The organism is Leptospira hartskeerlii (assembly GCF_002811475.1).
Taxonomy (GTDB): Bacteria; Spirochaetota; Leptospiria; order Leptospirales; family Leptospiraceae; genus Leptospira_B; species Leptospira_B hartskeerlii.
The window spans coordinates 14,944-40,056 of the sequence record NZ_NPDL01000013.1 but is presented as its reverse complement, the minus strand read 5'-3'; the positions used below and the strand labels follow the sequence as shown (position 1 = coordinate 40,056).

19 protein-coding genes and 2 tRNA genes are annotated in these 25,113 nt (G+C 39.1%); 17 read left to right on the top strand and 4 right to left on the bottom strand.

The window, feature by feature from the left end; all coding sequences use genetic code 11:
- Nucleotides 1-68: 68 nt before the first annotated feature.
- The 5 genes from CH352_RS18260 (at nucleotide 69) to CH352_RS18240 (ending at nucleotide 4,340) form a co-directional block, all read left to right on the top strand.
- Nucleotides 69-142, top strand: a tRNA-Ile gene (locus CH352_RS18260).
- A gap of 81 nt (nucleotides 143-223) precedes the next feature.
- Nucleotides 224-296 (top strand) — tRNA-Ala (locus tag CH352_RS18255).
- 159 nt (nucleotides 297-455) lie between these two features.
- Nucleotides 456-1,865, top strand: a complete 1,410-nt coding sequence (locus CH352_RS18250) for an SH3 domain-containing protein (protein WP_100708227.1) — start codon at nucleotides 456-458, stop codon at nucleotides 1,863-1,865.
- Nucleotides 1,855-3,009, top strand: a complete 1,155-nt coding sequence (locus tag CH352_RS18245; RefSeq protein WP_100708226.1) for a multiheme c-type cytochrome — start codon at nucleotides 1,855-1,857, stop codon at nucleotides 3,007-3,009. The genes CH352_RS18250 and CH352_RS18245 overlap by 11 nt, the downstream gene beginning before the upstream one ends.
- 74 nt (nucleotides 3,010-3,083) lie before the next feature.
- Nucleotides 3,084-4,340: a PQQ-dependent sugar dehydrogenase gene (locus CH352_RS18240; RefSeq protein WP_100708225.1), complete on the top strand. Its 1,257-nt coding sequence runs from the start codon at nucleotides 3,084-3,086 to the stop codon at nucleotides 4,338-4,340.
- Nucleotides 4,341-4,451: 111 nt separating this feature from the next.
- On the opposite strand, the gene CH352_RS18235 is transcribed toward CH352_RS18240, so the two are convergent.
- On the bottom strand, nucleotides 4,452-6,023 hold the full coding sequence (locus CH352_RS18235; protein ID WP_243396470.1) for a hypothetical protein: 1,572 nt from the start codon (nucleotides 6,021-6,023) through the stop codon (nucleotides 4,452-4,454).
- A 132-nt stretch (nucleotides 6,024-6,155) separates the two neighbouring features.
- On the opposite strand from CH352_RS18235, the gene CH352_RS18230 reads away from it, so the two are divergent.
- From CH352_RS18230 to CH352_RS18205, 6 genes are all read left to right on the top strand, one after another.
- A complete protein-coding gene (locus CH352_RS18230) occupies nucleotides 6,156-8,423 on the top strand; it encodes an NAD(P)-binding domain-containing protein (RefSeq protein ID WP_100708223.1) in 2,268 nt (755 codons plus the stop codon).
- A gap of 55 nt (nucleotides 8,424-8,478) precedes the next feature.
- Entirely contained in the window at nucleotides 8,479-8,976 is a 498-nt protein-coding gene (locus tag CH352_RS18225; protein ID WP_100708222.1) for a TfoX/Sxy family protein, read from the top strand.
- A 95-nt stretch (nucleotides 8,977-9,071) separates the two neighbouring features.
- Complete coding sequence (locus CH352_RS18220) at nucleotides 9,072-9,431, top strand: hypothetical protein (RefSeq protein WP_243396469.1); 360 nt, start codon at nucleotides 9,072-9,074, stop codon at nucleotides 9,429-9,431.
- Between the two features lie 42 nt (nucleotides 9,432-9,473).
- Nucleotides 9,474-10,763, top strand: coding sequence for a TolC family protein (locus CH352_RS18215; protein WP_100708221.1), 1,290 nt, complete (start codon nucleotides 9,474-9,476; stop codon nucleotides 10,761-10,763).
- Complete coding sequence (locus tag CH352_RS18210; protein WP_100708220.1) at nucleotides 10,729-13,836, top strand: efflux RND transporter permease subunit; 3,108 nt, start codon at nucleotides 10,729-10,731, stop codon at nucleotides 13,834-13,836. The genes CH352_RS18215 and CH352_RS18210 overlap by 35 nt, the downstream gene beginning before the upstream one ends.
- A gap of 152 nt (nucleotides 13,837-13,988) precedes the next feature.
- Nucleotides 13,989-14,555 (top strand): hypothetical protein, encoded by a 567-nt coding sequence (locus CH352_RS18205; protein ID WP_243396468.1) that lies wholly within the window; start codon nucleotides 13,989-13,991, stop codon nucleotides 14,553-14,555.
- A gap of 1 nt (nucleotide 14,556) precedes the next feature.
- Here CH352_RS18205 and CH352_RS18200 read toward each other — a convergent pair whose 3' ends face one another.
- Nucleotides 14,557-15,753, bottom strand: coding sequence for a DUF3095 domain-containing protein (locus tag CH352_RS18200; RefSeq protein ID WP_100708218.1), 1,197 nt, complete (start codon nucleotides 15,751-15,753; stop codon nucleotides 14,557-14,559).
- A gap of 113 nt (nucleotides 15,754-15,866) precedes the next feature.
- Between CH352_RS18200 and CH352_RS18195 the strand changes: the two genes are divergently transcribed.
- The 5 genes from CH352_RS18195 to CH352_RS18175 all read left to right on the top strand — a co-directional run bounded on the left by CH352_RS18195 (nucleotide 15,867) and on the right by CH352_RS18175 (nucleotide 21,407).
- Nucleotides 15,867-17,282, top strand: a complete 1,416-nt coding sequence (locus CH352_RS18195) for a proline dehydrogenase family protein (protein ID WP_243396467.1) — start codon at nucleotides 15,867-15,869, stop codon at nucleotides 17,280-17,282.
- A 2-nt stretch (nucleotides 17,283-17,284) separates the two neighbouring features.
- Nucleotides 17,285-18,865, top strand: a complete 1,581-nt coding sequence (locus tag CH352_RS18190; RefSeq protein WP_100708217.1) for an aldehyde dehydrogenase family protein — start codon at nucleotides 17,285-17,287, stop codon at nucleotides 18,863-18,865.
- A gap of 67 nt (nucleotides 18,866-18,932) precedes the next feature.
- Nucleotides 18,933-19,688, top strand: coding sequence for an alpha/beta hydrolase (locus tag CH352_RS18185; RefSeq protein WP_100708216.1), 756 nt, complete (start codon nucleotides 18,933-18,935; stop codon nucleotides 19,686-19,688).
- A gap of 63 nt (nucleotides 19,689-19,751) precedes the next feature.
- Complete coding sequence (locus CH352_RS18180; RefSeq protein ID WP_100708215.1) at nucleotides 19,752-20,486, top strand: hypothetical protein; 735 nt, start codon at nucleotides 19,752-19,754, stop codon at nucleotides 20,484-20,486.
- Between the two features lie 69 nt (nucleotides 20,487-20,555).
- Complete coding sequence (locus CH352_RS18175; RefSeq protein ID WP_100708214.1) at nucleotides 20,556-21,407, top strand: alpha/beta fold hydrolase; 852 nt, start codon at nucleotides 20,556-20,558, stop codon at nucleotides 21,405-21,407.
- Between the two features lies 1 nt (nucleotide 21,408).
- Here the strand turns inward: CH352_RS18175 and CH352_RS18170 are convergent, their stop codons facing one another.
- Nucleotides 21,409-22,461 (bottom strand): winged helix DNA-binding domain-containing protein, encoded by a 1,053-nt coding sequence (locus CH352_RS18170; RefSeq protein WP_243396466.1) that lies wholly within the window; start codon nucleotides 22,459-22,461, stop codon nucleotides 21,409-21,411.
- 344 nt (nucleotides 22,462-22,805) lie between these two features.
- Between CH352_RS18170 and CH352_RS18165 the strand changes: the two genes are divergently transcribed.
- Nucleotides 22,806-23,261, top strand: coding sequence for a DMT family transporter (locus tag CH352_RS18165; protein WP_100708212.1), 456 nt, complete (start codon nucleotides 22,806-22,808; stop codon nucleotides 23,259-23,261).
- 56 nt (nucleotides 23,262-23,317) lie between these two features.
- Here CH352_RS18165 and CH352_RS18160 read toward each other — a convergent pair whose 3' ends face one another.
- The gene (locus tag CH352_RS18160; RefSeq protein WP_100708211.1) at nucleotides 23,318-24,814 is read right to left on the bottom strand and encodes an ABC-F family ATP-binding cassette domain-containing protein; all 1,497 of its coding nucleotides are present in this window, start codon (nucleotides 24,812-24,814) and stop codon (nucleotides 23,318-23,320) included.
- Nucleotides 24,815-25,113 lie beyond the last annotated feature (299 nt).

Below are 25,113 nucleotides of genomic sequence, written 5' to 3'. Positions count from 1 at the left end.
GCAAAACCTGTCTGTTATTCTAAAAATCCCTTGCCAGAGAATCTCGAATAAAAATCATGTCTTTTACCGGGCCTGTAGCTCAGTTGGTTAGAGCACGCGCTTGATAAGCGCGGGGTCATAAGTTCAAGTCTTATCAGGCCCAGGTAAAAACGGTTTAGAAAGAGTGGAGTCGGACTTCCGACACTTCCAAACCGGTTCCAAATTCCACTCATCCCTGATAAAAGGGGCGTTAGCTCAGCTGGGAGAGCATCTGATTTGCATTCAGAAGGTCATCGGTTCGATCCCGATACGCTCCAATCTTCTTATTTTCTCATATAACTCTCAAACCATAACGTAAATTTTATGCCATGGAATTACGGCATTTTTCTCGTTAATAAACTTCCCGGAAAAAGCTGGACCTTTCCCCTTAAGATAGAAAAACTCAGTCCCTAAGAATTTATCTGCTGAAGGACTGTATGAAACGAAAACGGATATTTATATTTCTCTTTATATCTCTTACATTCTGTTTTTGTAAAAAAGCCGAGCCGATCGGTAAGGGTTATGTTTTACAATCCGGACTATGCTTGCATAGCTCTCACCAATTACAGTCCGAATGTTTAGAAAAATTAGAAGCAGGCAGTGTCGTTCAAATTTTGAAATATCAAATTCCAGATACGGAATTGAAAGAGAATCTATTCTGGTATCTGGTAAACTCCGGAAAAAACCAAGGTTATATTTCCATGAACGAAGAGGTTACGCGAAATATGTTTGCCAGCATTTTTCCAAGTACTTCAGGAAATATGATCGTAAATGCAAGCTCATTAAGACTTAGAGCAACCCCTTCTCTTTTAGGCGAAATTTTAGAAATGCTTCCAAACGGGACCGAAGTAACTGTCCAAGGAAAAACTCCGTTTAACATAAAAATAGACGGCAAATACGACGGTTGGGTGGAAATCGTTTCACCTTCCGGAAAGCGAGGTTTCAGTTTTGCAGGATTTTTAAAATACCCGCCTGAAACATTTAAAGATGATTCCGAATTCACCGGCGATCCCGTCACCGGTTTTATCGTTATACGAAATCCAAATGCAACCCTTTGGGCAATTCCCGAAAAAGCAAAATGGGACGGGAAAAATTCCTGCGACAGAGGAATGGAAGGGCAAAACCCAAAGATCCAAGACATGTATTTAGTCGCGGTTGAAAAAACAAAATTGAACGGGGTCGTATATTATAAAGGAAATCGACATTTTTACGGGTATTCGGATGTGTCTCGGGACGATTTTGGATGTGTCAGTTTTTGGATAGCCGAACCGGATTTGGAATATTCGAACGAAACTATGTTTGAATGGTCCAAGAAAAAATATGGCATCAGTTTTGATCAAAAATTACTTCAATATCTTTCAAAACAAGAAAATCCTTTGGAAGATGTGTCTACTCTTTCCGTTACGGAAATAAATCAACCTTCAAACTCCGGAGAAACATTGTACGAAGTATCCTACGATACATACGATGATAATTTTAATAAGGAAAGAAGATCCATACAACAATTGTATCTGAAAAATTCTTCAGGATATTTTCTTCTCTTGGATAATATCGATCCCTCCTCGAAGATTGATCTAGATGGAGACGGTGTCTATGAATGGAAAGTGGTGAACTCTTTTCGCTCCGATAGCGAAACAAAATATTATCATCGATCCGGAAATACTTTAAAGGAATTTTTCAGTATGTCCCAGTCGGACATGACGGCCTGCGATGGGTCGACAAGTGATGGTGATACTGAGATCGAGTATTGTCATTTGGAAGAATCTCCCCCTTATATAATAATTACCCAAGGAAAGAAAATAAAAAAATATAAATATTCCCAGGGAAAAGTAACCCTTGTCAAATAGGTTCGTATTCCTTTTTCTTTATATTCTTATATTAAACCTTATTTTCGGATGCAAGAAGAAAGATGATCTAGAAACTTTACGTTTTTCGAATGGAGTTTATCCGATTTATTTCGATTTAAGATCGGACTCCACTCGAAATTCCGAAAACGGCAACCGACTCGAAAAGAGCTCGGACTGCGGAACCTGTCATAAAACGATTTTCGAAAATTGGAAAACTTCTAGGCATAGCCAAGCCTTCTCCAATCCCTTATATCAACAAAGCCATCAGAAAGAGCCGATGAGCTGGTGTCTAAATTGCCATGCTCCTTTTTTAGATTCCAACTCGGATGTCACAAATCCTTCCCTTCGACTTCAAAAAGAGGATGGAGTTTCCTGCATCACCTGTCATGTTAGAGAAGGAAAAATTTTGGTCAGCGAAGTTCCCGAGTCCAAAACGAATTTTCATACGTATAAAGAAGTGAAACTCCTTGCCTCCGAGGAATTTTGCGGAAACTGTCACCAATTCAATTTTCCAGACAAAGAATCCATTCTGAAAAAAAAAGATTTCGTTTCTTATTCAAAGCTTCCTATGCAAAATACTCTGGAAGAATGGAAACAATCCGACTGGTACGGCAAAAAAAAATGCCAATCTTGCCATCTTCTCTCGAATACTTCGAAATCTCATACTTTTCCGGGAGGACATAGCCATAAAAAATTGGAGGATTCCTTTACGGTAAGTATGGAAAGAAATTCCAAATTTACTTATACAGTTTCTATTTTTGCAAATGGAATCGCCCATTCTTTTCCCACAGGAGACCTTTTTAGATCTCTGAGATTTAGAATTCTAACTAAAGAGGGAATTTTTCTTCAAGAATGGAAATTAGGAAAAACATATGAAGATAATCTTCATGCTAAATCATTCGACGCAGTAAAATATCTTTCGAACGATGATGTGTTTCTTCCTCCTAAAGACAAATCCAGGAAAAGCAGAAAACAATTCGTATTTCAATATGAAAAAGAAACGGATCATTTTCGTTACGAACTATTTATGGATTACTTGAATCCGACCACTCATATATTCGGCAATCTACCTTCGGAGATAACGATTCAAAAATTCAAATCCGGGGAGATAAAAGTTTCGGTTTGGAACGATTCCAACGGCTAAATCAAGATCTAATTCAGATTAAGGTCCTACAAAAAAAGCTGGATCTAAACCGATTCGAATGAAGAATTCGGATCATGAAACTTTCCTTCTGTAGATCCTTTCTAATTCCGGCAATTTCAATACTATTCTTCACAATCTCCTGCGACGACATACGGCGTTTGTTGGTAGCCAATGTGGACGACATGGCAAAATACAAAGCAGAAGGAAAAGAATCCGGGATGGTTGCGGTCTTCAATCAAAACGATGAAAAAAGAAAAAAGGTCAAGATCGGCCTTACTACGATCGGAAAAGGATTCGAACAGCCGGTCGATCTGCTCATGATCCCCGGCCCTGATATCTTCTTAGTAGCAGAAAAAACCGGAGCCTTAAAATGGTTGGATCCAAAAGACGGAAGTTCAGGTATATTACTAAAACTTGATGGAATTTCTACAGACTCAGAACAAGGACTTTTAGGTGTGGTTCTCCATCCAGAATTCCCGGAAAAACCGCTTCTGTATTTGAACTACGTAGCAAAGAAGAATGGAGAAACAAGCAGAGTTTCAGAATGGACTATAGATCTTCCGAAAGATCCAAAAAAGGCAAAACTTTCCAAAGAAAGGATCTTGATGGAAGTCAAACAACCTTACGGAAATCATAACGCTGGCCAATTGGCATTCGGAAAAGACGGTATGCTATATATCGCTTGGGGAGACGGAGGATGGATGGGAGATCCTAAAGGTAACGGACAAAATCCTTCCACATTCTTAGGCTCCGTTCTGAGAGTGGATGTAAACTCAAAAGATCCAGGCAAAGAATATTCCGTTCCAAATGATAATCCTTTCTTAAAAGATCCTGCATTCAAACCGGAAACATTCGCTTACGGTTTCAGAAACCCGTGGAGGTATTCTTTCGATCCTTCCGGAAGATTGATCATCGCAGATGTGGGCCAAGATCTATTCGAAGAAGTTGATATAGTAGAAGCAGGAAAAAATTACGGTTGGAATAAAATGGAAGCCACTCATTGTTTCGAACCTAAAATAGACTGCGATAAAAAAGGTTTAACCGATCCGATCTACGAATATGGAAGAGAAGATGGAAGTTCGATCACCGGTGGTTATGTAGTTACTAATGATCGTATCGGAGATCTTCACGGTAAATATGTTTTCGGTGATTTCGTATCCGGTAGGATTTGGGCAATTGATCTTCCTAAAGACGGAAGCTCTGTAAAAGAAGCGTATTCTCTCGGAAAATGGCCAGTATTAATTTCCAGTTTTGGAAAAGACGCAAGAGGTTCCGTTTATATAGCCGACTTTGGTGCAGGTCAAATCTTAAGGATAGATCCGAGTAAATAACGTATACTCCGGAATATTTCAAATTAGAAAATTCCGGATATAATGTATGAAATCATCGGCAAATATCCATTTGCCGATTTTGATCTCTACAGCCGGAAAAGAACCAAAATCTTAATATCTGGAAGTGGAAAATTTCCAGAGTTCGATCTTACCTCGATTCTCCTTTACAAACTCCAAACTTTTTTCCGGATTTGCAAATATATAGATCGGAATCTTATCACAGTAAGAAATAGAAATTGGTTCTCCTAATTTCTTCCTTACAATCTTTTCATCAACGCCGTCTACGATCGCAAAAGTATAAGGAGGATTTTCTCTTTCGAACCAGTTCAAATTATTCTGCCAATAGAATAACATTAGATCATAAAGATAATCGTCAGGCTCTAAACCCTTCTTAGAAAAGATCCTCATCGGTCTAACGTACCAAAAACTGGCAACTCCCCGCCTCAAATGATATCTGTCGGTAAGTTCGTCTAAGCAGGCAACCTTCGCTGGGTAATAGGTTAGCCCCAAACCCTTGGAATAAGAGGAGAAGATCCCAAAAAGTGTTCCAAGAGAGAATATAACTCCTAATCCAAATCGTAGTACAGGAATATCTGAAATCCTTAAAATACAAAGAACTCCAATCCCTAAAAATCCAAGAAGGATCTCTCCAAAATATCTATCTATACCTTGGATGCCTGACTTCCCGGTTAGCCCGAAAATAAATCCATATATTAGAAAAATGAAAGGAACTAAAATCCCGAGAATCAAAAAGAGATAAACCGGTTTATTTAAGTCTTCTCCTTCTTCCTTTTTAGGTAAAAACTTTAAGATGCCGAAAAATAAAATGATCAGGACAAGATAAATCCAATTCTCCCTGCATAAATAAGAGAAGGAATGTAAAAAATTTTCCCAGTTCCAAGTAGCGATCGCTTCTCCTATTTTTTTAGGAGAAGCAGTCCCAGGGAAAAATATGAAACTGTTTTTGCGTAAAATTTGAAATACGACCCTGGAAGCTACAATACCCAAAAACACAGGAGAGTAAATATATGTGATTTTTTGAAACCTATGGATGGATCTTTCTCTAAGCAACCAATCAAAAATATGTAAACTTAAAGTAGGGATCAGGAAATAAGGAACAAAAAGAAGATCACTTAAAGAAAATAAGAAAGCCGCTCCGACAACCAAAGCAAAGTTTTTCTTAGAGTTCGACCTCTCCCATTGGTAAAAAAATCCCCAGGCCCAGCAGAGAACTGCTAAATTCCCGCCATGAAACCCTGGCAAAAATACAAATAGATCTTGTTTAAATAAAATTAATATGCTCCCTATTGAGAATCCGAAAGCTAAAACTAAACCTGCCTTTTCATATGAAATTTTTTCTTTCAAAAACTTCTGCAAAAGAAATAAAATCCCGGACAAAAGAAAGATCCATTGGAATGCAGAATAAGATAAATGGGTCAGTTCCCAGCCACCATTCTCCATTGATAAAAAAATGGTCCTAAGTGCAAAATACTGGACTAAATCAGGGAAAAAATATAAAGCTGGGGTCCAACCGAAACCGTTCAAAGAAGTTAAAAAGTTTGCTCCGGATTTTAGAAAAAGTTCCTGGTAAATTACGGAAAAAAAAAGAGAATCAGAGTTATAAAAGAAGTCAGCAAGTCTGGGATCAACCGCCACTCTTCCTAAGGAGATGCAGAATCCCATAAGGCCGAGCGCCGCAGTGATAAAATAGAAAAGTCGGTTTTTTGTATTGAATCCTTGCAAGAAATCCACGTAAGCAGGAGTTTTCTTTTTAGATCAGAACGGGCAAGCCGATTTCTAATATCTGAAGTAGTTATGAGCCTATTATCCTTTGTTCCTAAATATTTTGATTGGTTGAATAATAACGCTCCTCAAGGCGAAGCCGAAAAATATCCGGAAACAAATTTAGAATTCGTGAGCTCCATACCAGGTATCTATATCTCCGGAGATCTAACAGGTATTCCTCTCTTAAAATATTCCGTGCAGAGCGGAGTTTCTGCGATCCGGAATATTCTTCGAAAGCCTAAAAAGAAAACAAAGGGTAACCTGGATGTTTTGATCGTAGGTGCAGGCCCTTCCGGGATCGCAGCAGGTATCGAAGCAAAGAAGAATGGCCTGGACTTTCTTATTTTAGAAGCAAACCAACCATTTCATACAATCACAAGTTATCCAAAAGGAAAACCTATCTTTGCGGAACCTTCCGAACTAGAAGTGGATTCTCCTATCCGAATTAAGGATACAACCAAAGAAGATCTTCTGACGTCTTTGGAATCAATATTAAAAAAGCATAAACTTCCAATTTTAACCGGAGAGAAGGTAGAATCCGTTCTTTCTTCCAAAGGACCTGAGCATGGATTCGAGATCCAAACTGAATCTGGGAAAAAGTTCCATTCTTCGTATGTTCTACTCGCGATCGGAAAATCAGGAGACAGCAGACGTTTAGGAGTTCCAGGAGAAGACGGGGAAAACGTTTTCCATAGACTGATAGATCCAAAAGACTTCCAAGGACAAAATACTTTGGTAGTAGGAGGAGGAGATAGCGCAATAGAAGCCGCACTTTCCTTAGTAGATGTTTCTTCTTCCGTTACTTTGTCTTATAGAGAATCCGAAATTTCGAGACCAAAAGAAGAGAATAAACTTAAATTCCAAAAAGCAATCCAAGAAAGTAAGATCCGATTTCTTCCAAACTCAAACTTGGAAAAATTCGGATCTAAACAAGTTCTTCTAAAGCAAGGATCTAAAATAAGAAGAGAAAGAATAGATTCTTCTCTCGTATTGATCGGTTCGGAAGCACCAATCTCCTTTCTGAAAAAATTAGGAATAAAGATCAGAAACTCATTCGACTCTAAAGAAGTTATAGGATTCGTTTCCCTATTTTCTTTCGCATTATTCCTATATTTCGCCAAGGCTTCCTTCTATGCTTCTTATTGGTATTCTTGGGTGGCATTAGGTTCCGGAATTGTATTTGCACTTTTTTCTGTCCGGTTTTTATTCTCTAAAGAAACATTCTCTTCTTTGAAATGGAGAACATTCAAAAATCTTTATTTACTCTCAGCCGCACTTTACTTCTCCGCAGTGTATTTAAGCGCCAAATACTTAGGATCTTATTTATTCGCAAAATATCCGAGCTTCCATTATACGGTCCTATATTCTACTACCATTCTATTCTTCGGGATCAGAAGGATCTGGGTCAGACCGACACAATATATAAAATTACAAACGATCACGCTAATCCTTATACAGATCTTTCCACTCTTTTTATTGCCTGAGATTATTCTTCCTTACTTGGGGGAGAGAGGACTATTAGGTCCCTCTAATGGTTTTCTACTTACTCAGGTTTTCCCGGATGGAGCTTACTGGAAAGCATACGGTTTCATTTTGGCTTGGCCTTTAAACATGGGAGTTCTATACGATGGAGGAATCACTACTTTCTGGTTAGTTTATGGATTTCTAATGAGCTTCGGACTCATCCCGTATCTGGTCTACAAATTCGGAAAAGGAGCTTATTGCGGCTGGATCTGTTCCTGTGGCGGGTTAGCAGAAACCTTAGGTGACGAATATAGAAATAGAATGCCTCACGGAAAATTGGCATACAAATTAGAACATTCCGGTCAATGGATCTTACTTATTGCAGCAATTCTCACCTTAGCCAAACTTATTGGAAGTTCAGGACAATTTTTTTGGCCTTTGGAATTCGGCGCGGATTCGATCAAAGTATATTATGATTTAATTGTAGACTTAGTTCTTGGCGGAGTTGTAGGAGTCGGAGCTTACTTCATGTTTTCAGGCAGGATCTGGTGCAGAATGTTTTGCCCACTTTCCGCACTCATGCATATTTATGCTAAGTTTAGTAAGTTCCGGATCTTCTCCGAAAAAAAGAGATGTATCTCTTGCAATATTTGCACTTCCGTTTGCCACCAAGGAATTGATGTAATGAATTACGCCAATAAGGGAAGACCCATGGATAGCGTTCAATGCGTCAGATGTTCCGCTTGCGTAGTAAATTGTCCTACCCAAGTTCTTTCTTTCGGAAAATTGGAAAAGAGCGGACCGGTATTAGACAGATTAAAAGCAGTTTTGTAAAAGTATCGAATTTTCTTCTTGTCAATTTATTGTACTAGGAGACAATCCCCTGCTTATGAGTTCTTTTCTTACATATGTTCAAGACAGACTAAAAGTTTGCGGTCCATTATCTTATAAGAATATGTTCGGCGGTTTCGGAGTCTATTCCGGATCTCAAATTTTTGCCATGGTCATTAAGGACCGTTTGTATTTCAGAGTTGGACAATCCAACCAAGCCGAATACGAATCTGCAGGCATGGCGCCATTTACCTACGCAGGTAAAGACGGTAAACTTGTAAGAGTTTCCTATTGGGAAGTTCCGGAAGAAGTTTTAGAAGATGACGAAGACCTTGTATTCTGGTTTAGAAAATCTTTGGCTGAAGCAAACAAAGCTTCTTCTTTAAAAAAGAAAACGACTCCAAAGAAAAAGGTTACAAAATCGAAAGTGTCTTCTTCCAAGAAGGCAGTCGCAAAGAAAAAAGCGGCTCGTAAAAAATCAGTTAAGCGTCTTGTTAAGAAAACTATAACTAAACGTAAAGTCGCAGCTAAAAAGAAGAAGGTCCGCTCTCGTTAGAACTCCTACAAACTGATAAAAATCAAGTATCCATGACTAGGGCGGTCGGTAGTTTTTTCAATTTACTTTATTGAGCCGACTGCTACTCTGGAAGAATGAAATCGAGATCATTGAAAGTCCTGGTGGCCTGCACCTTACTTTCTATCCTCGTGCCTGCATTTAACTGTGGGCCTTTTTGCGAAATCGAAGCGGGCACTTCCGAATCTTCTCCCTGCCACCAAGATCAAAATCGAGACAGCGGACCAGTATGCGATTGGGATCTCGTTTCTATCAAAAAGGAAATTGAAGATTCTCGTTCCATTTTATCCTTTCCTGTTCAAGTTTTTGAACATTTTAGAATAGGCTTGGAGGATCCGGTTCGGATCTCTTCCTTCTCCACTTTCCAAGTTGAATTCCAAAAACTTTCCAGCTCGGAAACGATCACCCATCTTTCTTTTATCCGAATTTTAATTTAGATCTCACATTATAATTTTCTGTTTTTATAATGTGAGGTTATCGTGCGTTTTTCTTTTATACTCGTATTCTTATCTTTTTTTGGGATATTGTTCCTTCCAGCCCAGGCATCGGAGAATGATACAGGAAAAGAATTAGATCTAAATTCCATCATGACAATCGCGGAGAAAAATTCTCCCTTACTCACCGCGATCCATTCCGACTTAGAAAGTCTTTTTTATAAAAGAAGGCAAGAAGGTAAGTCCCAGAACCCTTCCGTTTATATTGATTATGGTCAAAGAAAAGCGGCAGATGAATCCGGAGCGGAATATGCGATCCAAATGGAACAGCCCATCTATTTTCCCGGAAGGAAGGAACTCAAACAACTTTTGGTGGATAACGATTCCAAGATCAAGGAAGTCCAACAAATCGAAGCTTATAATTCTATCCGACTTAGTTCGATCAAATTCGCTTATCGTTATCTGGTAGCAGCAGATAAGAAGAATCACGTAAAAGAGAGACTTAAAAGACTCTCCTTGATAGAAAGTTATATCAAAGCGAGACCGTTTTTTACACCTCAAGCGAAGACGGATCTTTTCATCATTGAAACCAAAATTTTAGCTCTAAAAAAACATTTTAACGATCTTGAATTGGGGGCCGCAAAAGATTACGAATCCTTAAACTTATACTTAAGACAAGACTCCGTCCCGAATCTAAAAATTCCATATTTCCGATCCGGGGTAAAATTCGATCGTAAAGAATTGGAAAAAAAAGCAGTTTCTCAAAACCCGTCTATTCTTGCCGCCAGAGGAGAATTGGACAAAGCAAGAACAGAACTCAGATTAGCCAACTTAGAAAAATATCCGGATTATTCCATCACTAGCCAGATCGGAGAAGATAAGTCCGGGGTTGCGAACAGATTTTACGATTTCGGATTAAAGTTCCGTATCCCCGTTTGGGACCAATTCCAAAATAAAGTGGCTTCTGCAGAGACCAATATGAAGTCAAAGCAAGATAGACTAACATATCAAGAAAATCTAATACAAACTTCCTTTAGCCAAGCATTTTTGGATTATGAACAAACGAAAGTAAACCTGAAACTTTACGATCTAACCCAGTTGGATCGGATCGATAGAGATCTAAACTTCGCGGATATGGAGTTCAAGCGAGGAAGGATACAACTTATTAGTTATCTGGAGTTGGAAAATCAACTACACGAGACACATCACGCGGTTTTGGACGCTCAAATTTCACATTTGGAAAGTCTTCTAAACCTACTTTATATCACGAATGAAAAAGATATTTTAGGAGTAATGGGCAATGCTAGCCAGACTTTTGAATACCAGCCTAAATAACCCATTCTTATCCGTAGGACTGGTTTCGTTTTTATTAATATTCTCATTTTTGACTTTAAACGAAGTTCCAATAGACGCCGTACCGGACATTACAAATGTACAAGTGATCGTTACCACCGACACCGGTTCTTTGGATCCTGAGCAAGTGGAGAAGGTGATAACCTTTCCCTTAGAAACAGAACTTTTAGGACTGCCAAATCTAATAGATGTACGTTCCGTTTCTAAATTCGGCTTATCTAATATATCTCTGATCTTCAAGGAGACAACCGACATCTACCAGGCAAGAGCTATGGTGGCAGAAAGAATTGCCAGCGCTAAGAAAAAACTTCCTCCAAATTCCACTCCTACAATCGTTCCGAACACAACAGGCCTTGGGGAAATCTTTTTTTATTCGGTCGAAGCGGTTCCTGATTCCGAATTGGACAGACTTCCGGAAGAGGAAAAACTTTTATTTTTAAGAACAGTTCAGGATTACTTGGTTCGTCCTCAGATCAAGGCGATGGTCCCCGGAATTGTGGAAGTGGATTCTAACGGAGGTTACGAAAAGGAGATCCATATAGATGTGGACCCGAATCGAATGAAACGTTGGGGACTTTCCATCGATCAGATCATCCGCGATATCTCTACGATTGGAGAAAGTTTCGGCGGGGGATTTATCGAAAACTCGGGAAAAATTTCCATCGTAAGAGCTTACGGACTTAAAAAAAATCTAAATGAGATCTCTGCTAGTACTGTCAGAAGAACTCTCACAGGTGCCTCGGTAAAAGTCTCAGATATAGCGGATGTAAATGAACACGGCACTCCAAGATTAGGAGGAGCAAGCTCCAACGGAAAGGAGATCGTATTAGGCACCGCCTTAATGCTAAAAGGAGAAAACAGTTACAAAGTAAACGAAGATCTCCATAAAGCAGTTTCGAATCTAAGCCTACCAGAAAATGTAAGAGTTAGGATCTTATTAGAAAGATCCTTCTTAATACAATCCACCATCAAAACGGTCTTAAAAAACCTAGGGGAAGGTGCGATCTTAGTCATACTTACACTTTTTCTAATATTATTCAATTTAAGAGCTTCTTTGATCGTTGCGTTGATCATCCCAGGCTCCATGTTACTTGCTTCCATTTGTATGAGATTTTTTGGGATCTCAGCCAACTTAATGAGCTTAGGAGCGATCGACTTCGGATTATTAGTGGATGCTTCCATCGTAATCACTGAAAACGTACTTTCTAAATTCGAGACTGGAAAATTCGCAAACAAAGAAGAAAAACGAAAAGTTATCTTGGATTCTTCCTTGGAAGTCCTGAAGCCGGTATCTTTCGGGATCTTAGTGATCATGTTAGTCTATGTTCCAATCCTGACCCTAGATGGGATCCCTGGAAGAATGTTCCGACCCATGGCGGAGACAGTACTCCTTGCGTTGGGATTCAGTTTATTCTTAGCCGTTTTCCTTCTTCCGCCTCTCTTATACTTCTTTCTCTCGCCCAAAAACTTAGGAGCACACAGCAAGAAAAAAGACAGCAAGATCGTAAATTGGTATGCGGAAAAATTGCCCAAGATCTTGGACCAACCTCGTAAGATCATTATATATTCATTAATATTCTTCGCAGTTACACTTCTGATCTATTTCAGAATGGGAACGGTATTCCTTCCTAAACTGACAGAAGGAGATCTAATGTTAGTCATCGTTCGAAACGGAAACACAGGATTAGAAGAAAGTTTAAAAGAACAGAAAGAGTTAGAACTTTTCCTCGGACAAATGCCTGAAGTAGAAAGTGTATTTTCCAGGATCGGAACAAGTTCAGTCGCAAACGATCCAATGGGACCGTTCAATGCTGATACTTTTATCATTCTAAAAAAGGATATACTTCCGGATCTTTTGGGAAAAAATACCTGGGAAAAATTTCTGGATAAGATAGAAACATCAGTAAAAGAAAAATTTCCCGAATCGGAACTGACCTTAAGCCAACCATTAGAAGCCAGATTTAATGAATTACTAGAAGGAAGTAGAGCGGACATAAGCGTAAGGATCTTAGGAAAAGATCTGGACGTTCTACTACAACTACAGGAAGAATTAAAAAACACATTAGAAAAGATCCCAGGTGCCGCAGAAGTAGAATTAGACCCCATCATGGCATTAAGAAAATCGAATGTAATCGATGTAATACCGGATAGCACAAAACTTAAATATTATAATATCTCCTTGCCTTTATTTAACTCAGTGCTCGAAAGTTCTATGAGTGGATTTGAACTAGGCGGATTTTACGAAGAGGAAGTCAGATTCCCAATTATGATCAGACTCTCGGAAGAATTTCGGAATAGAGAATCTGAAATAGGCGATATAAACGTAGGAACGGAAGACGGAGGCACAGTTCCAATTCGACTATTGGCCTCCATTCAAAAAAGAGAGAAGGTAATGACCATCTCTAGAAATAAATCCAGAAGATTTGTAGCGGTTTCCGTGAATTTAAGAGGAAGGGATCTAGATGGATTTTATAAAGAAGCAATTTCTCAGGTTTCTAAATTAAAAATTCCTAATGGATATTCCATTTTCTGGGGAGGGCAAATCGAGAACCTTTCCCAGGCAAAACAAAAACTCGCCATGGTCGTGCCCGCGACATTGTTCATGATATTTACTGTTCTATATTTAGGACTTAGATCAATCAAACAAGCCTTGTTAGTATTCTTCTGTGTTCCATTCGCTTTAACAGGCGGGATCTGGTTCCTTTTCCTAAGGGGAATGGACTTAAGCGTGTCTGCATTTGTAGGATGTATCGCTCTTTCGGGAATCGCAGTCTTGAACGGACTCGTAAAATTATACACGATCGATCGGATCCGAGCAGAAAGTAAATTTAAGCTTAGGGACGCGGTATTAGAAGGAGCGGTCAGTCGTATTCGGCCGGTAGTCATGACCGCGCTCGTCGCTTCTTTCGGATTTATTCCTATGGCATTCGGAACAGGGTTGGGAGCAGAAGTCCAAAAACCTCTGGCCACAGTAGTGATCGGAGGTATTTTTTCTTCCACGATCCTTACCCTCGTATTATTGCCTGCATTCTACTATTGGTTGGAAAAAGAATAGATTTCGTTTATCATTCGGTTCGGTTTAGCAGCCGCAACCGGATGATTTAGAATAATTCCTGATCTAAAAATAAATTAACTAACCTTGAATTTTATTATTTTGTAGCAACTTATCTCTATCCCAATTGTTATATTGAGTTACGGAGAAAAACGATGGTCCCTCGGTTTTACATTTCTTTTGTCATCTTTTCCATATTTATTGCATGCGATAAAGCGGATCCGATCGCACTCGATGCTTCCAAAACAATATCCGGTATGGCCATGGATCTTAGTTTTTCAACGTATCTCGATCTTTCCACGCCAAAATCCACTGAAGCAGATTCGGATTCTTGGAACTGCGCACCTTCCACCGACTGCCAGAATGTATATAGTTTGAATTTCAACCAAGCAGATACATTGACTATTGCTGTAAGTTCAGTAACCGGTTCCTCAGTTGTAAGACTCGCGGTATTTTCAGGAACCGCATTGAATGGAACCAATCTGCTCAACGGAGCCACAACAGATAAAGAATGTAACGGTCAAGATGTCGGAGAGACTGCAACAGTCTCCATTCCAAGCGCTGGCCCTTATTCTTTAACAGTGGGAAGAGACTGGGGAAATAGCATGCTAGGCGCCGGAACATATTCGCTTAGCCTTTCTTCTACATTAGTGAGTATGCTCGGGTTTACAAAAACATCCTCGAACACCGCAACTCAATCTTCCGGCTATAGCTGTCCTTAGATTAAGCTGCGACAGCTTGCAATTTTTTCTTAAGCACTGTGGCGGCCAAAGCATAACCTCCACCTGCGCCGTCTATAAAATGAACTTCCCTCTCCGTTCCTGCATGTAATAAACAGGTCATCAGTGCTCTGTCGGAAATATGCATACCGAAATGTAATTTGCCGGACTTCTCCGCTTCTGACAAACTATACTCTAGTTTTTTTCTGTCCACAGTGTCCGAGGCAAAAACCATTTTGAAAGTCCCGTCGAATTTCCTAAAATCGGAAGAGATGATCTGATAGTTTTTCAACTGATTCAATTTATAATGGAAGGCTTTTAAAGGAAGATTCCAACGAATTGCAAGTTCAGCCCCATAAGTCTCGAATTTAATTTTCCAAAGATACAGTTTTTTTAATATACTATTTCCTTTTGAAGATGCGATCGCTTCCTTATTCAGAACGGAAGATGAATGCTCTATGATCAAATTTTCTTCTCTCAAAGGATGATATTCCCTTTCAGAACCGTATAAAGAATCGATCAAGGACAATAAACCGGAGAGGGTTTTTGCAGCTTCCGAATCGGAATCCGAATTGATCTTAACAATAAGCGCAACCATCTCCCCTTTTGGACTTTGGATATCCTTCCATCTACAAGTAAAACCTGAAAAATCAGCGCGAATATTCGGAATATATGAATTATCTGTTAGATACTTGGAGTTCGGTTCCTTGATCTTGATCTCAGCATAAGCTACACCGGTTCCACCTAAAACTGCCTGAGTATAATGTTTAGAGATCCTAAGCTTAGCCATAGTCAAACTATAGCCCGCTTCATAAATATCGGAAACTGGTACAAATCCGATCCGAAGATCCATTTTAAAATAATCTCTTACGAACTCTCTTGTATCTGCAAGAATGTCCTGGATCTCATTTAGTCTAGAGCCGGGAAGTAAGATGGTCACACCGTCTCCTCCAAAGAAGAATGGAAACTCCATATCCTTGAGAAGATTCGTAATCCCCATCAAAGTAAGTCCCCCGGCCATATTTACATCTTTGTATCTACCTTCTAAGATGGCTTCCGTAGACTTTACTATGTCGGTAACGATTACAATCCAATCATCAGGAACCTTTCTGTAATGTTTACTATCCGTAACTTCTGAAAATTGAGAAATCTCCGGAAGCTCCTTATAAAAATTTGTGGTAGAATGTGATAGAATATTCATGGGGAGACCTACCGAACTTTGACTGACATTCTTCCTCAAATGTCATTCTTTTTTCCAACTCGTAATATTTGATTTGGGAATAGTGGATGCAAAAGCTTTTCAAAAAGGTTCGCATGGCAAAACCACTGGGATCAAAACAAAATAGAATGAAGACTGCAGAAGAAAACGGATCCAAAATAATTACTTCTTCCTCCGATCTGCAAGATAAGATCTTGGAAAAAGGAAAGGAATTATTTCGTTTAAGTGATTCCTTCGAAGAAGGCCTTTTTAGTGCATATAGATTATTCTCCAAAAGTCTTTTGTTCTTAGAAAATCGCCCTCTTTTAAAACTGCAGGCATTTAGATTCGCAGATCTATTTCCGAGCCTTAATTCTCTTTCTTCTATCTCGCGTTATATTAGGATCTATTTTGTTGAAACTCCTACAGAACTTCCTAAATGGATCGTCTTACTTCTTTCTTTATTCTTATCCAATCGACTTAGTTCGGTATTCGTTACGTTAGGTGCCAAAATCGGGATCAAACTTACCGCAAAATTTTTTATTTTAGGAAGAACGTACGGCTCCGATCGAAAAAAGATCATAGATAGATACAAAAAAGGGATCTGTTCCACGATCGATATATTAGGAGAAGCAGTACTTTCCGAAAAAGAAGCAGAACGGTATATCTCAGAATATTTACTATTATTAGGAGAAGTTTCCAAGGACAAAGAACTTACCGAAATACGTAGCTCGAAATTTCCAGGAGAACCAACTGGAAACGTGTCCGTAAAATGTTCTTCTCTATATTCTCAATTAGATCCGCTTGCACACGAATCTTCCGTAACTCATTTAATGGAGAAGTTAAGGCCAATTCTTAGCTCCGCAGTTTCCAAAAATATTTTTATCAATTTAGATATGGAACAGTACGAAACCAAAGATATTATAATGGATACTGCATTTCGGATCTTTTCAGAACCTGAGTTTCGAGATTATCCGCATTTTGGGATCGTAGTCCAGGCATACCTGAAAGCTTCCCAGAAAGATCTGCAAAAAATAATAGAATATTCTAAAAAACGAAAATATCCTCTAACAGTTCGCCTAGTAAAAGGCGCTTATTGGGAATATGAGATGACCCAATCCGACCAAAAAGGATGGGAACCTCCGGTATTTCTCGTAAAATCCGATACAGATAGAAATTATGAAGAATGTTCAGTGCTTCTACTGAAGTCCTACCCTTACATCAGACCTGCATTCGGTTCTCATAATATACGAAGTCTTTCCTCCGCATTTGTGAGAGCAGTCGAATATTCTGTCCCTGAAAAATTTTTCGAAGTGCAGATGTTATACGGAATGGGGAACTCCTACAAGCAAGCGATTCGCAGTTTAGGAATTTCCGTCAGAGAGTATTCTCCCATCGGGGAAGTGATCCCAGGTATGGCCTATTTGGTAAGAAGGCTACTTGAAAATTCCACCAACGAAGGCTTTCTAAAAAACATCAATTCGAATAGTAAAGATAGGGAGCGATTATTGTATTTGGAGAATACGAAATAAAAATGAACTTTTATCATAATTCCGATTTTAAAAACGAAACTCTAAGAGATTTTTCTAAAGAAGAAGAAAGATCGATCTTAAACAAAGGATTCACTTCTATCCGAAAAGAATTCCCAATACAAGTGTTTCCAATAATTTCAGGGAAAACAAAAAAATCCTCCTTAGTAGTTCCTTCTTTGAATCCTGCAAACACCAACGAAAAGATCGCAGACATATATTATGCTTCCATAACGGATGCGGAAGAAGCCGTCAAAGACTCGGCCGATTTCTTTCAAACATGGAAAAGCACAAAACCTGAAATTCGGATCGGCTTTTTAAAAAGAGCCGCGGAAATTCTACGCTCCCAAAAAGCGGAGCTCACAGCCTTAATCTCTTTGGAAGTAGGAAAAGGGATCAAGGACATAGATGCGGAAATTGCGGAAGCAATTGACTTTTGTGAATTTTATGCAAAAGAAGCTGAACATATTTTTCAACCCAGAAAAAGAGATCTTTTAGGTGAAGAGAATATATACACATATATACCGAGAGGAGTCACCTTGGTTGTCGCCCCCTGGAATTTTCCTTTGGCAATTCTTTGTGGAATGACAGTAGCTCCTCTAGTCACGGGAAATTCGGTGATCATGAAACCTGCGGAACAATCTTCGGCAATTGCATTCAAACTTTTTAATATATTAATAGAAGCCGGCGTCCCATCTTCGGCACTTCACTTTTTGCCAGGAAAAGGAGAAGAGATCGGAGCTTATTTAGTCAAACATCCCGAAATACATACGATCAATTTTACAGGCTCTAGAGCAGTTGGATTAGGAATGATCCGAGAGGCAGCCTCCCAAAATCTCAAGTTCGTAAAGAAGGTGATCGCTGAGATGGGAGGCAAAAATGCGATGATCGTAGATGAGGATGCAGATCTGGATGAAGCGGTAATTGCATCCATACAATCTGCATTCGGATTCCAAGGGCAAAAATGTAGTGCACTCTCGCGCATTATACTTTTGGAATCTAAATATGATACATTCAAAAATAGATTTATAGATGCGCTACAATCTTTAAAACCCGGCTTGCCTGAAGATCCTTCCGTTAAAGTTGGACCGGTAATCGATCCGGAATCCAAAACAAGATTAGATGGGATCTCTTCTCAGTTTTCTTCTAAGATATTAAGCAAATTAAAAATAGAAGAAAATCAAAAACAAACAGGTTACTTCGTAGAACCTATCGTCTTTGAAAGTGAGGATCCGACTTCTCCATTAGGGCAAACGGAATTTTTTGGGCCATATGTTACCTTGTTCAAAGCTAAAAATTTCGAAAGTGCCGTCAAAATAGCAAATAACGTTGATTATGCTCTTACTGGCGGGATCTTTTCCAGGAACCCTAAGAACATACAATATGCAAAAGATAAATTCGAAGTTGGCAACCTATACATCAACAGAGGGATTACAGGAGCAGTAGTAGATAGGCAACCGTTCGGAGGTTATAAACTCTCCGGAGTAGGAGCAAAAGCAGGCGGCCCCGACTATCTAAAACAATTTTTAGAACCGATTAGTATCACAGAAAATACTATGAGAAGAGGATTTATTCCGGAAACTTAGGACCTTCTTCTTTTTTTCTTGATTCTATCCTTAAGATGTCCTCCAATTAGGACCCCCGGATCCGAACATGAAGATCGTCTTATTACACGGAATGTGGTCCAGACCGGACACTCTTGATTCAGTCAGAAAAGTATTAGAACAAAAAGGTCACGAGGTTTTTGCGCCTACATTACCATTTCACGTATTGAATAAACCACCCGATCCCGCATTAGGAAAGTATAGACTTGTAGACTATGTTGAATTTCTAAAAAAGGAAATTCGAAACAAAGGTTGGGATAAGCCTACGTTGATCGGCCACTCCATGGGAGGATGGTTAGCACAAGCATTAGCCGCAGAAGGCTTTGCATCCAGGATCGTATTGTTTGCTCCCGCTGCTCCTTCAGGAATTTTTCCACTCGGGCCTTCTCCCTTATATACTTTGTTAGAGGTTCCATTTCGTTGGAAATTTTGGGCTAAACCTTTTAAACCGACTTATCGTGGAGCAAATTTCGGATTGTTCAACCAAGTCCCAAAAGACAAAAGAAAAGAATATTATGATTCTTTAAATTATGAATCCGGTAGAGCATTGTTCGAACTTGCATTTTGGTTTTTCGATCCGTATAAAGGGAGTAAGATCCCTGCCGAAAAGGTAAATTGTCCAGTTCTAGTTTTAGCTGGAGAGAAGGACAGGATCATCCCGATCCGGGTCACAAAAGCAGTCGCGAGAAGATACGAAAATTCCGAATTTGTTGCCTTACCTAACCATGCCCATTGGCTCACAGACGAACCCGGAAGAGAAAAAATTTTCGAGATCATGTTCGATTGGCTGAAACAAAACAGCTAAAACGCTCAAAAAAGCCACACATCATCCGTTATTAATAAGAAATAGATATCCGGAGAAATATTAATGAAAGAAGAGATCGGAACATTCGTAAAAACAGCAGTCAAAAGTTCCGCAAAAATATTTTTACTTTCATCCATTGCGCTATTTTTAGGATTCATTTTTAATCTATTTCTTTTAGCATTCTGTTTTCCTGAAATGAAAAGTATAGCATCCAACCTTGGGCCGATGCCTATCGCAAGGGCAGGAGGAATAGGAGCAATACTTGCACTAATCGTAATAGTCCTCGAACTCTGGCCCATCGTTCTTTTAATAATTGGATTTGCATTCGTATTCCCTTTCCTTTATTTTCTCGGGATTAAAAAATATCTATTAGGAAGAGAATTAGGCAATCTAGTCTCTGAAAACAAAGCCTGGTTTACAGACAATATCTCCAAAACACTTTCTGAAATGATTAAGAAAAGAGTTGGGTCTGAAAAAATAGACAACTGGGGGAAGTTCATCTCTTCAAAACTTAAGGAACTGCCTACTTTTCTACAGGAAAAAGAAAACTGGCCCAAGGTTCTTCGTTTCATTTTACAAACTTTCTTAAAAAAGATCCGAATCGCAGAATTCGCGGAGGAAGTAGCAGCTGCCTACGAACAAAAAGGGACCCAAGACATTTCGGTCTTAGAAGAAATTATCAAAACCAGCCTGAACAAGGCAATAGACAAACAAATGGAACCTTCTTCTCCATTATTTTTCTATATAGTATTTGGGGCAAATTTTGGCATCTTTTTGTTAATCAAAATTTTTCTATAAGAAGTCCGATTTGTAGTAACAATTTCGAGATAGGACGAACTACTGTTCAATCCTGCTTCAATTTAGTATATGAAAAAGTCGAAACTTCTTCTTCTGCCCTTACTTCTTTCCTACTGTAGTAGTTATGAAGAAATGAGTATGGAAGAAGATAAGGCCTTTCTGAAACTTAAAGAATCCGACACATTCTACCAAGAATACTTTATTCAAAACAAAAAAGAAGAAACTCCCATACATTGGATCAGCACGGGATGCACACCGGATAAAAATAAAGTTCTCATTTTTATCCATGGATCTCCGGGAACTTGGTCGAATTACCTCAGATATCTAAAAGATCCCGAATTATTAAAAATCTATTGTATGCTTGGAATAGACCGTCCGGGTTTCGGAAAATCTCCCGGAACAATCGCTGATGTGGACGCTCAATCTGAAAAAATTTTAGAAACTCTATTAATACTTCCTGAGATGAAAAACGGGAAAAAATCGATTACTATATTAGGACATTCTTATGGAGGCCCGGTTGCGGCAAGAATGGCCTCATTATCTCCGGATAAATTTCAATATTTGTTTTTATTAGCGGCAGCCATGGACCCTGAAACGGAAGAAATAAAATGGTATAATAAAATAGCCGATACTTGGATCGCAAGGCGGATCTTACCCGAGGAATGGACACATAGTAATTCCGAAATGTTGCCTTTAAAGGAGCAGTTAAAAAGTTTAATTTCAGATTGGAAAAAGATCAAGGCCAAGACAATTGTAGTCCAGGGAGAAGAGGACGGACTTGTGGATCATACAAATTTGGACTTTATTCAAAAGAATTTTTCCGCAGAGACAAAAACATATCTTCTTCCTAAAGAAGGACACTTTCTACCTTGGAAAAACTACGATCTAATTCATAAATTATTAATAGAGTTCTCAAAATAATTTAGATTTCTAAGATCAGGTTTTTTCTTAGAAAAGCTGCATATTCTTCCGCAACTCTTTTCAGTTTCTTTTTAAAATTTGCATTTAGAGGTCCGTAAGGACTTACTTTTAAGAGGACATCTTCTTTTTTTAATTCTCTCTGCCAAATTCCTGTTACCCAACCATTGATGACCAATGTCGGCCTAAATAGATTATCCGCAGGAGTCAAAAGTCTTTTAGGAGGTGGGTCCATACAATCCCTGCGATCCGTATATGCTAACAAGAATTCATCAAATGCAGGAAAAAGAAACAATGTATCAGAGTCCTTATCTATCAGATCCATCTTTTGGGGAATATAATAAGCCTGATCATCTTTTCGAAAACTGTTCAGTTTAGAACCAAGACTTTCGATACCGGCCTTAGCGTCCCGAACATTCAAACCGGACCACCAAACAAAATCCGCCAAGGTTGCAGGAGACCTAGTATCAAAATATTTTTTTGTGATATCATACAGAGATTCTTCCTTTGGTTTTTTAACTCTTTTGATCTTAGGTATCCATTCTTCGATCAATGTATAAGTGAAATCTTTATTCTTTCTTGGACCGAAACAAATCAGACCTTCCAGGCCTGCTCTTTGTAAAATATGGGACAATCTGGTAGTATTTGTAACAATCCCAGATCTTTCCAAGATAGAGGATATTTCCTTTCTAGTAAGAAAATTCTGGTTCAAAAGATTTTTAGAAAGAATAGAATAACATTTTTTTAATACTTTAGGATCTAACTCTATCTTTTTGTAATGAGCTGCATATTTAGAAATCGTAGGGGGACCTAACAGATCTAATAACCAATAGACATCCTTTGCAGAAACTACATGCAATGTTCCTCTCAATGGCCAAGATCGAATGATCTTTTTATCCAGGAATGCGGACTCGACATCTTCTTCTTTCAGACCGGGAACCCTAAGTCCTATTGCCCATTTCGAGGCAGCATAATCTTGGCCCTGAATAGCAGCTAAAGACTCAACCACCTGTTCCGCAGAAGAAAGCTTAGGGTCCAAAACGTGCAGTTGTTTCAATCTTGTTAATGCGATATTCACGTAAGTATATCTAATCTATCAGATTGGGATTTTCGGAAATCATTTTACTATTTTATAAAGCAAACCGACGCAAGTATCGATACCGAATATTTTTGCAATCATCAAGACTTTTCCCAACGAAGTACAGAAAAATACTACCTAGTAAAATCATCCTAAACGGAGAAACAAAAGCAATAGTAGAATTCAAAGTTTCTCATCCCAAAACCATAAAAGGCAATAAACATTGAGTTTTCTTCTTAATAAGGCTTTTCAAATTTAAAAATTCTTTCATTTAAGATTTCCAAACGACTCGTAAAAAAATAAGGCAGACCTAAGATTAACGTATGAATCTATTATTACCCATATTCTTCACGCTTCTTTCCGGACTCGCCATGTCCATACAACCAGGTATCAATTCCATATTAGGAAAAAATATAGAAAGTCCTTGGCTTGCTTCTACCATTTCATTTTTTGTTGGAACCGTCGCGTTAGGAATTATCACGATTGCCTTGGGAGAAATAAAATCCGCCTCATTCATAGTTCAAACAATCAAAGAACAACCTTGGTGGATCTGGACGGGAGGATTTTTAGGAGCAATCATGGTCACTTCTTCTCTAGTTTTTGCGCCTAAGCTAGGGGCCACGAGCTGGCTCGCTCTGCTTTTGTTAGGACAAGTAATAACCTCTATCTTATTAGAAAAATGGGGAGCGTTAGGATTTCCGGAAAAACCGATTTCAATTCAAAAAATGATCGGTTTAGGAATGTTGGTTCTGAGCGCTTGGTTGGTTCGAAAAGGGTAATTACGATATGAAAAACCCGGGAAATCCGAAAGGATAGATTCATAAATTAACTTTTCCTAATAATCTTCGTCGGACCAACCAACGTCGTTAAGGAAATCTTCATAAGAACCGTCAAAAACCCGGATCGTATCATTGTCGAAAACGATCAGCTTAGTAGCAACTGCCCTAAGATGCATTTCATTGTGAGTGACCATGATGAGAGAACCTTCGAACTCGTCTATCGCCTCGATCAATGCGTCGCAAGATTGCATATCTAAATGGTTGGTAGGCTCATCCAAAAATAGAAGATGGCAAGGAGTCACTAAAATTTTTCCGAGCATTACCCTACTCTTCTCACCACCCGAAAGAACCTTGATCTTTTTCAAAGACATATCGTCCGAGAACATCAGTCCACCGGCGATAGTTCTCGCAAGCCATTCAGTGCAGGATTTATCCGCACTCATAATTTCTTCAGTGACAGTCGCGTTCTCATTCAGATTCAGTTTATTCGTCTGACCGAAATATCCTTCTTTCAACGCGGGATGTTTTTGGATCTTTCCGGAACTTGGTTGGAGTTCACCTGCAAGAAGTTTTAGAAGTGTAGACTTACCCTTACCGTTTTTACCGATAATACAAATCCGATCCCGCTTCCCAACACTCAGAGAAAAATCGGAAATCAAAAAAGGTTCCTGTCCGGAATAAGAGAAAGAAACATTTTCCGCAGATAACATTTGGCTCGCAGCAAAGGGAGCGGAATTAAAATACAATTCCAAACTTTCGATCTCTTCTAATGCCTTCATCTCGCCCTGTTTCTCGAGTTTTTTTACTCTGGATTGAGCGCGACTCGCGAAACTTGCCTTTGCTTTAAAACGAGCGATAAAGATCTCTTCTTGTTTCCTTTTTTTCGCCTCGTTCAAACGGGTTCTTTCATAAATTTCTTCGGCCTGATTGATCTGATTATAAAGTTTATCAGTATCACCTTGGACCTTGATCGCCTTCGTACGATGGATGGCGGCGGTATGAGTTACCACGCTATCCATAAAACTTCTATCGTGAGTGACTAAAATGATCTCACCTTCCCACTCACGTAGGAATTCCTCAAGCCAACGAATAGTAACAATATCTAAATAGTTATTCGGCTCGTCTAACATGAGTAAGTCGGGACCTGACACCAGAAGTTTCGCCAAATTCATTCGGATCTGATAACCGCCCGAAAACTCCTCCGGACTTCTTTCCAGATCGGCTTCTGAAAAACCCAAACCAGACAAAACTTTTTCAACTTGCCAAGTCTCGTATTCTTCACCCTCAGGAAGACCAAGCGCACATTCTTCCAACACGGTAGGTTTAGTAAATTTCAAGTGTTGTTGCAAATGCCCGATCTTATAACCCTTCGGCACAATGATAGAACCAGAATCCGGGTCCACATTCCCCAAAATCATCTGAAACAAAGTAGACTTGCCGTGACCGTTCCGCCCGACAAGACCTAACTTTTCACCTCGATTCAAACTCAGATTCAGGTCATCAAACAACAAGTTAGAAGTATAAGATTTATGAAGATTAGAAATTTTGATCATCTTTAAGTGCGCTCTTTATAAGAGTCTGTCCCAAAAATTCCTGGCTCTGGAAGCCCGAGAATCTTTGCCTATAGGTAAACCTAAGTTTTGGGACGAGCTATAGTCGCTTTGCTCCTGAAGCCCGCGACTTGCCATTGACCAAAACACTAACTTTGGGACGGACTATAAACCAAAGTTTTCCAAGGGTCCAAGATTTCATCTAAAATTGACTGTAGGAATTCCAACATCTATAAAGTTTAGGGCGTTCCCCGCGAGTAGGAGTTCCTATAACAGGGACTCCTTTGTAATTACTCGCAGGC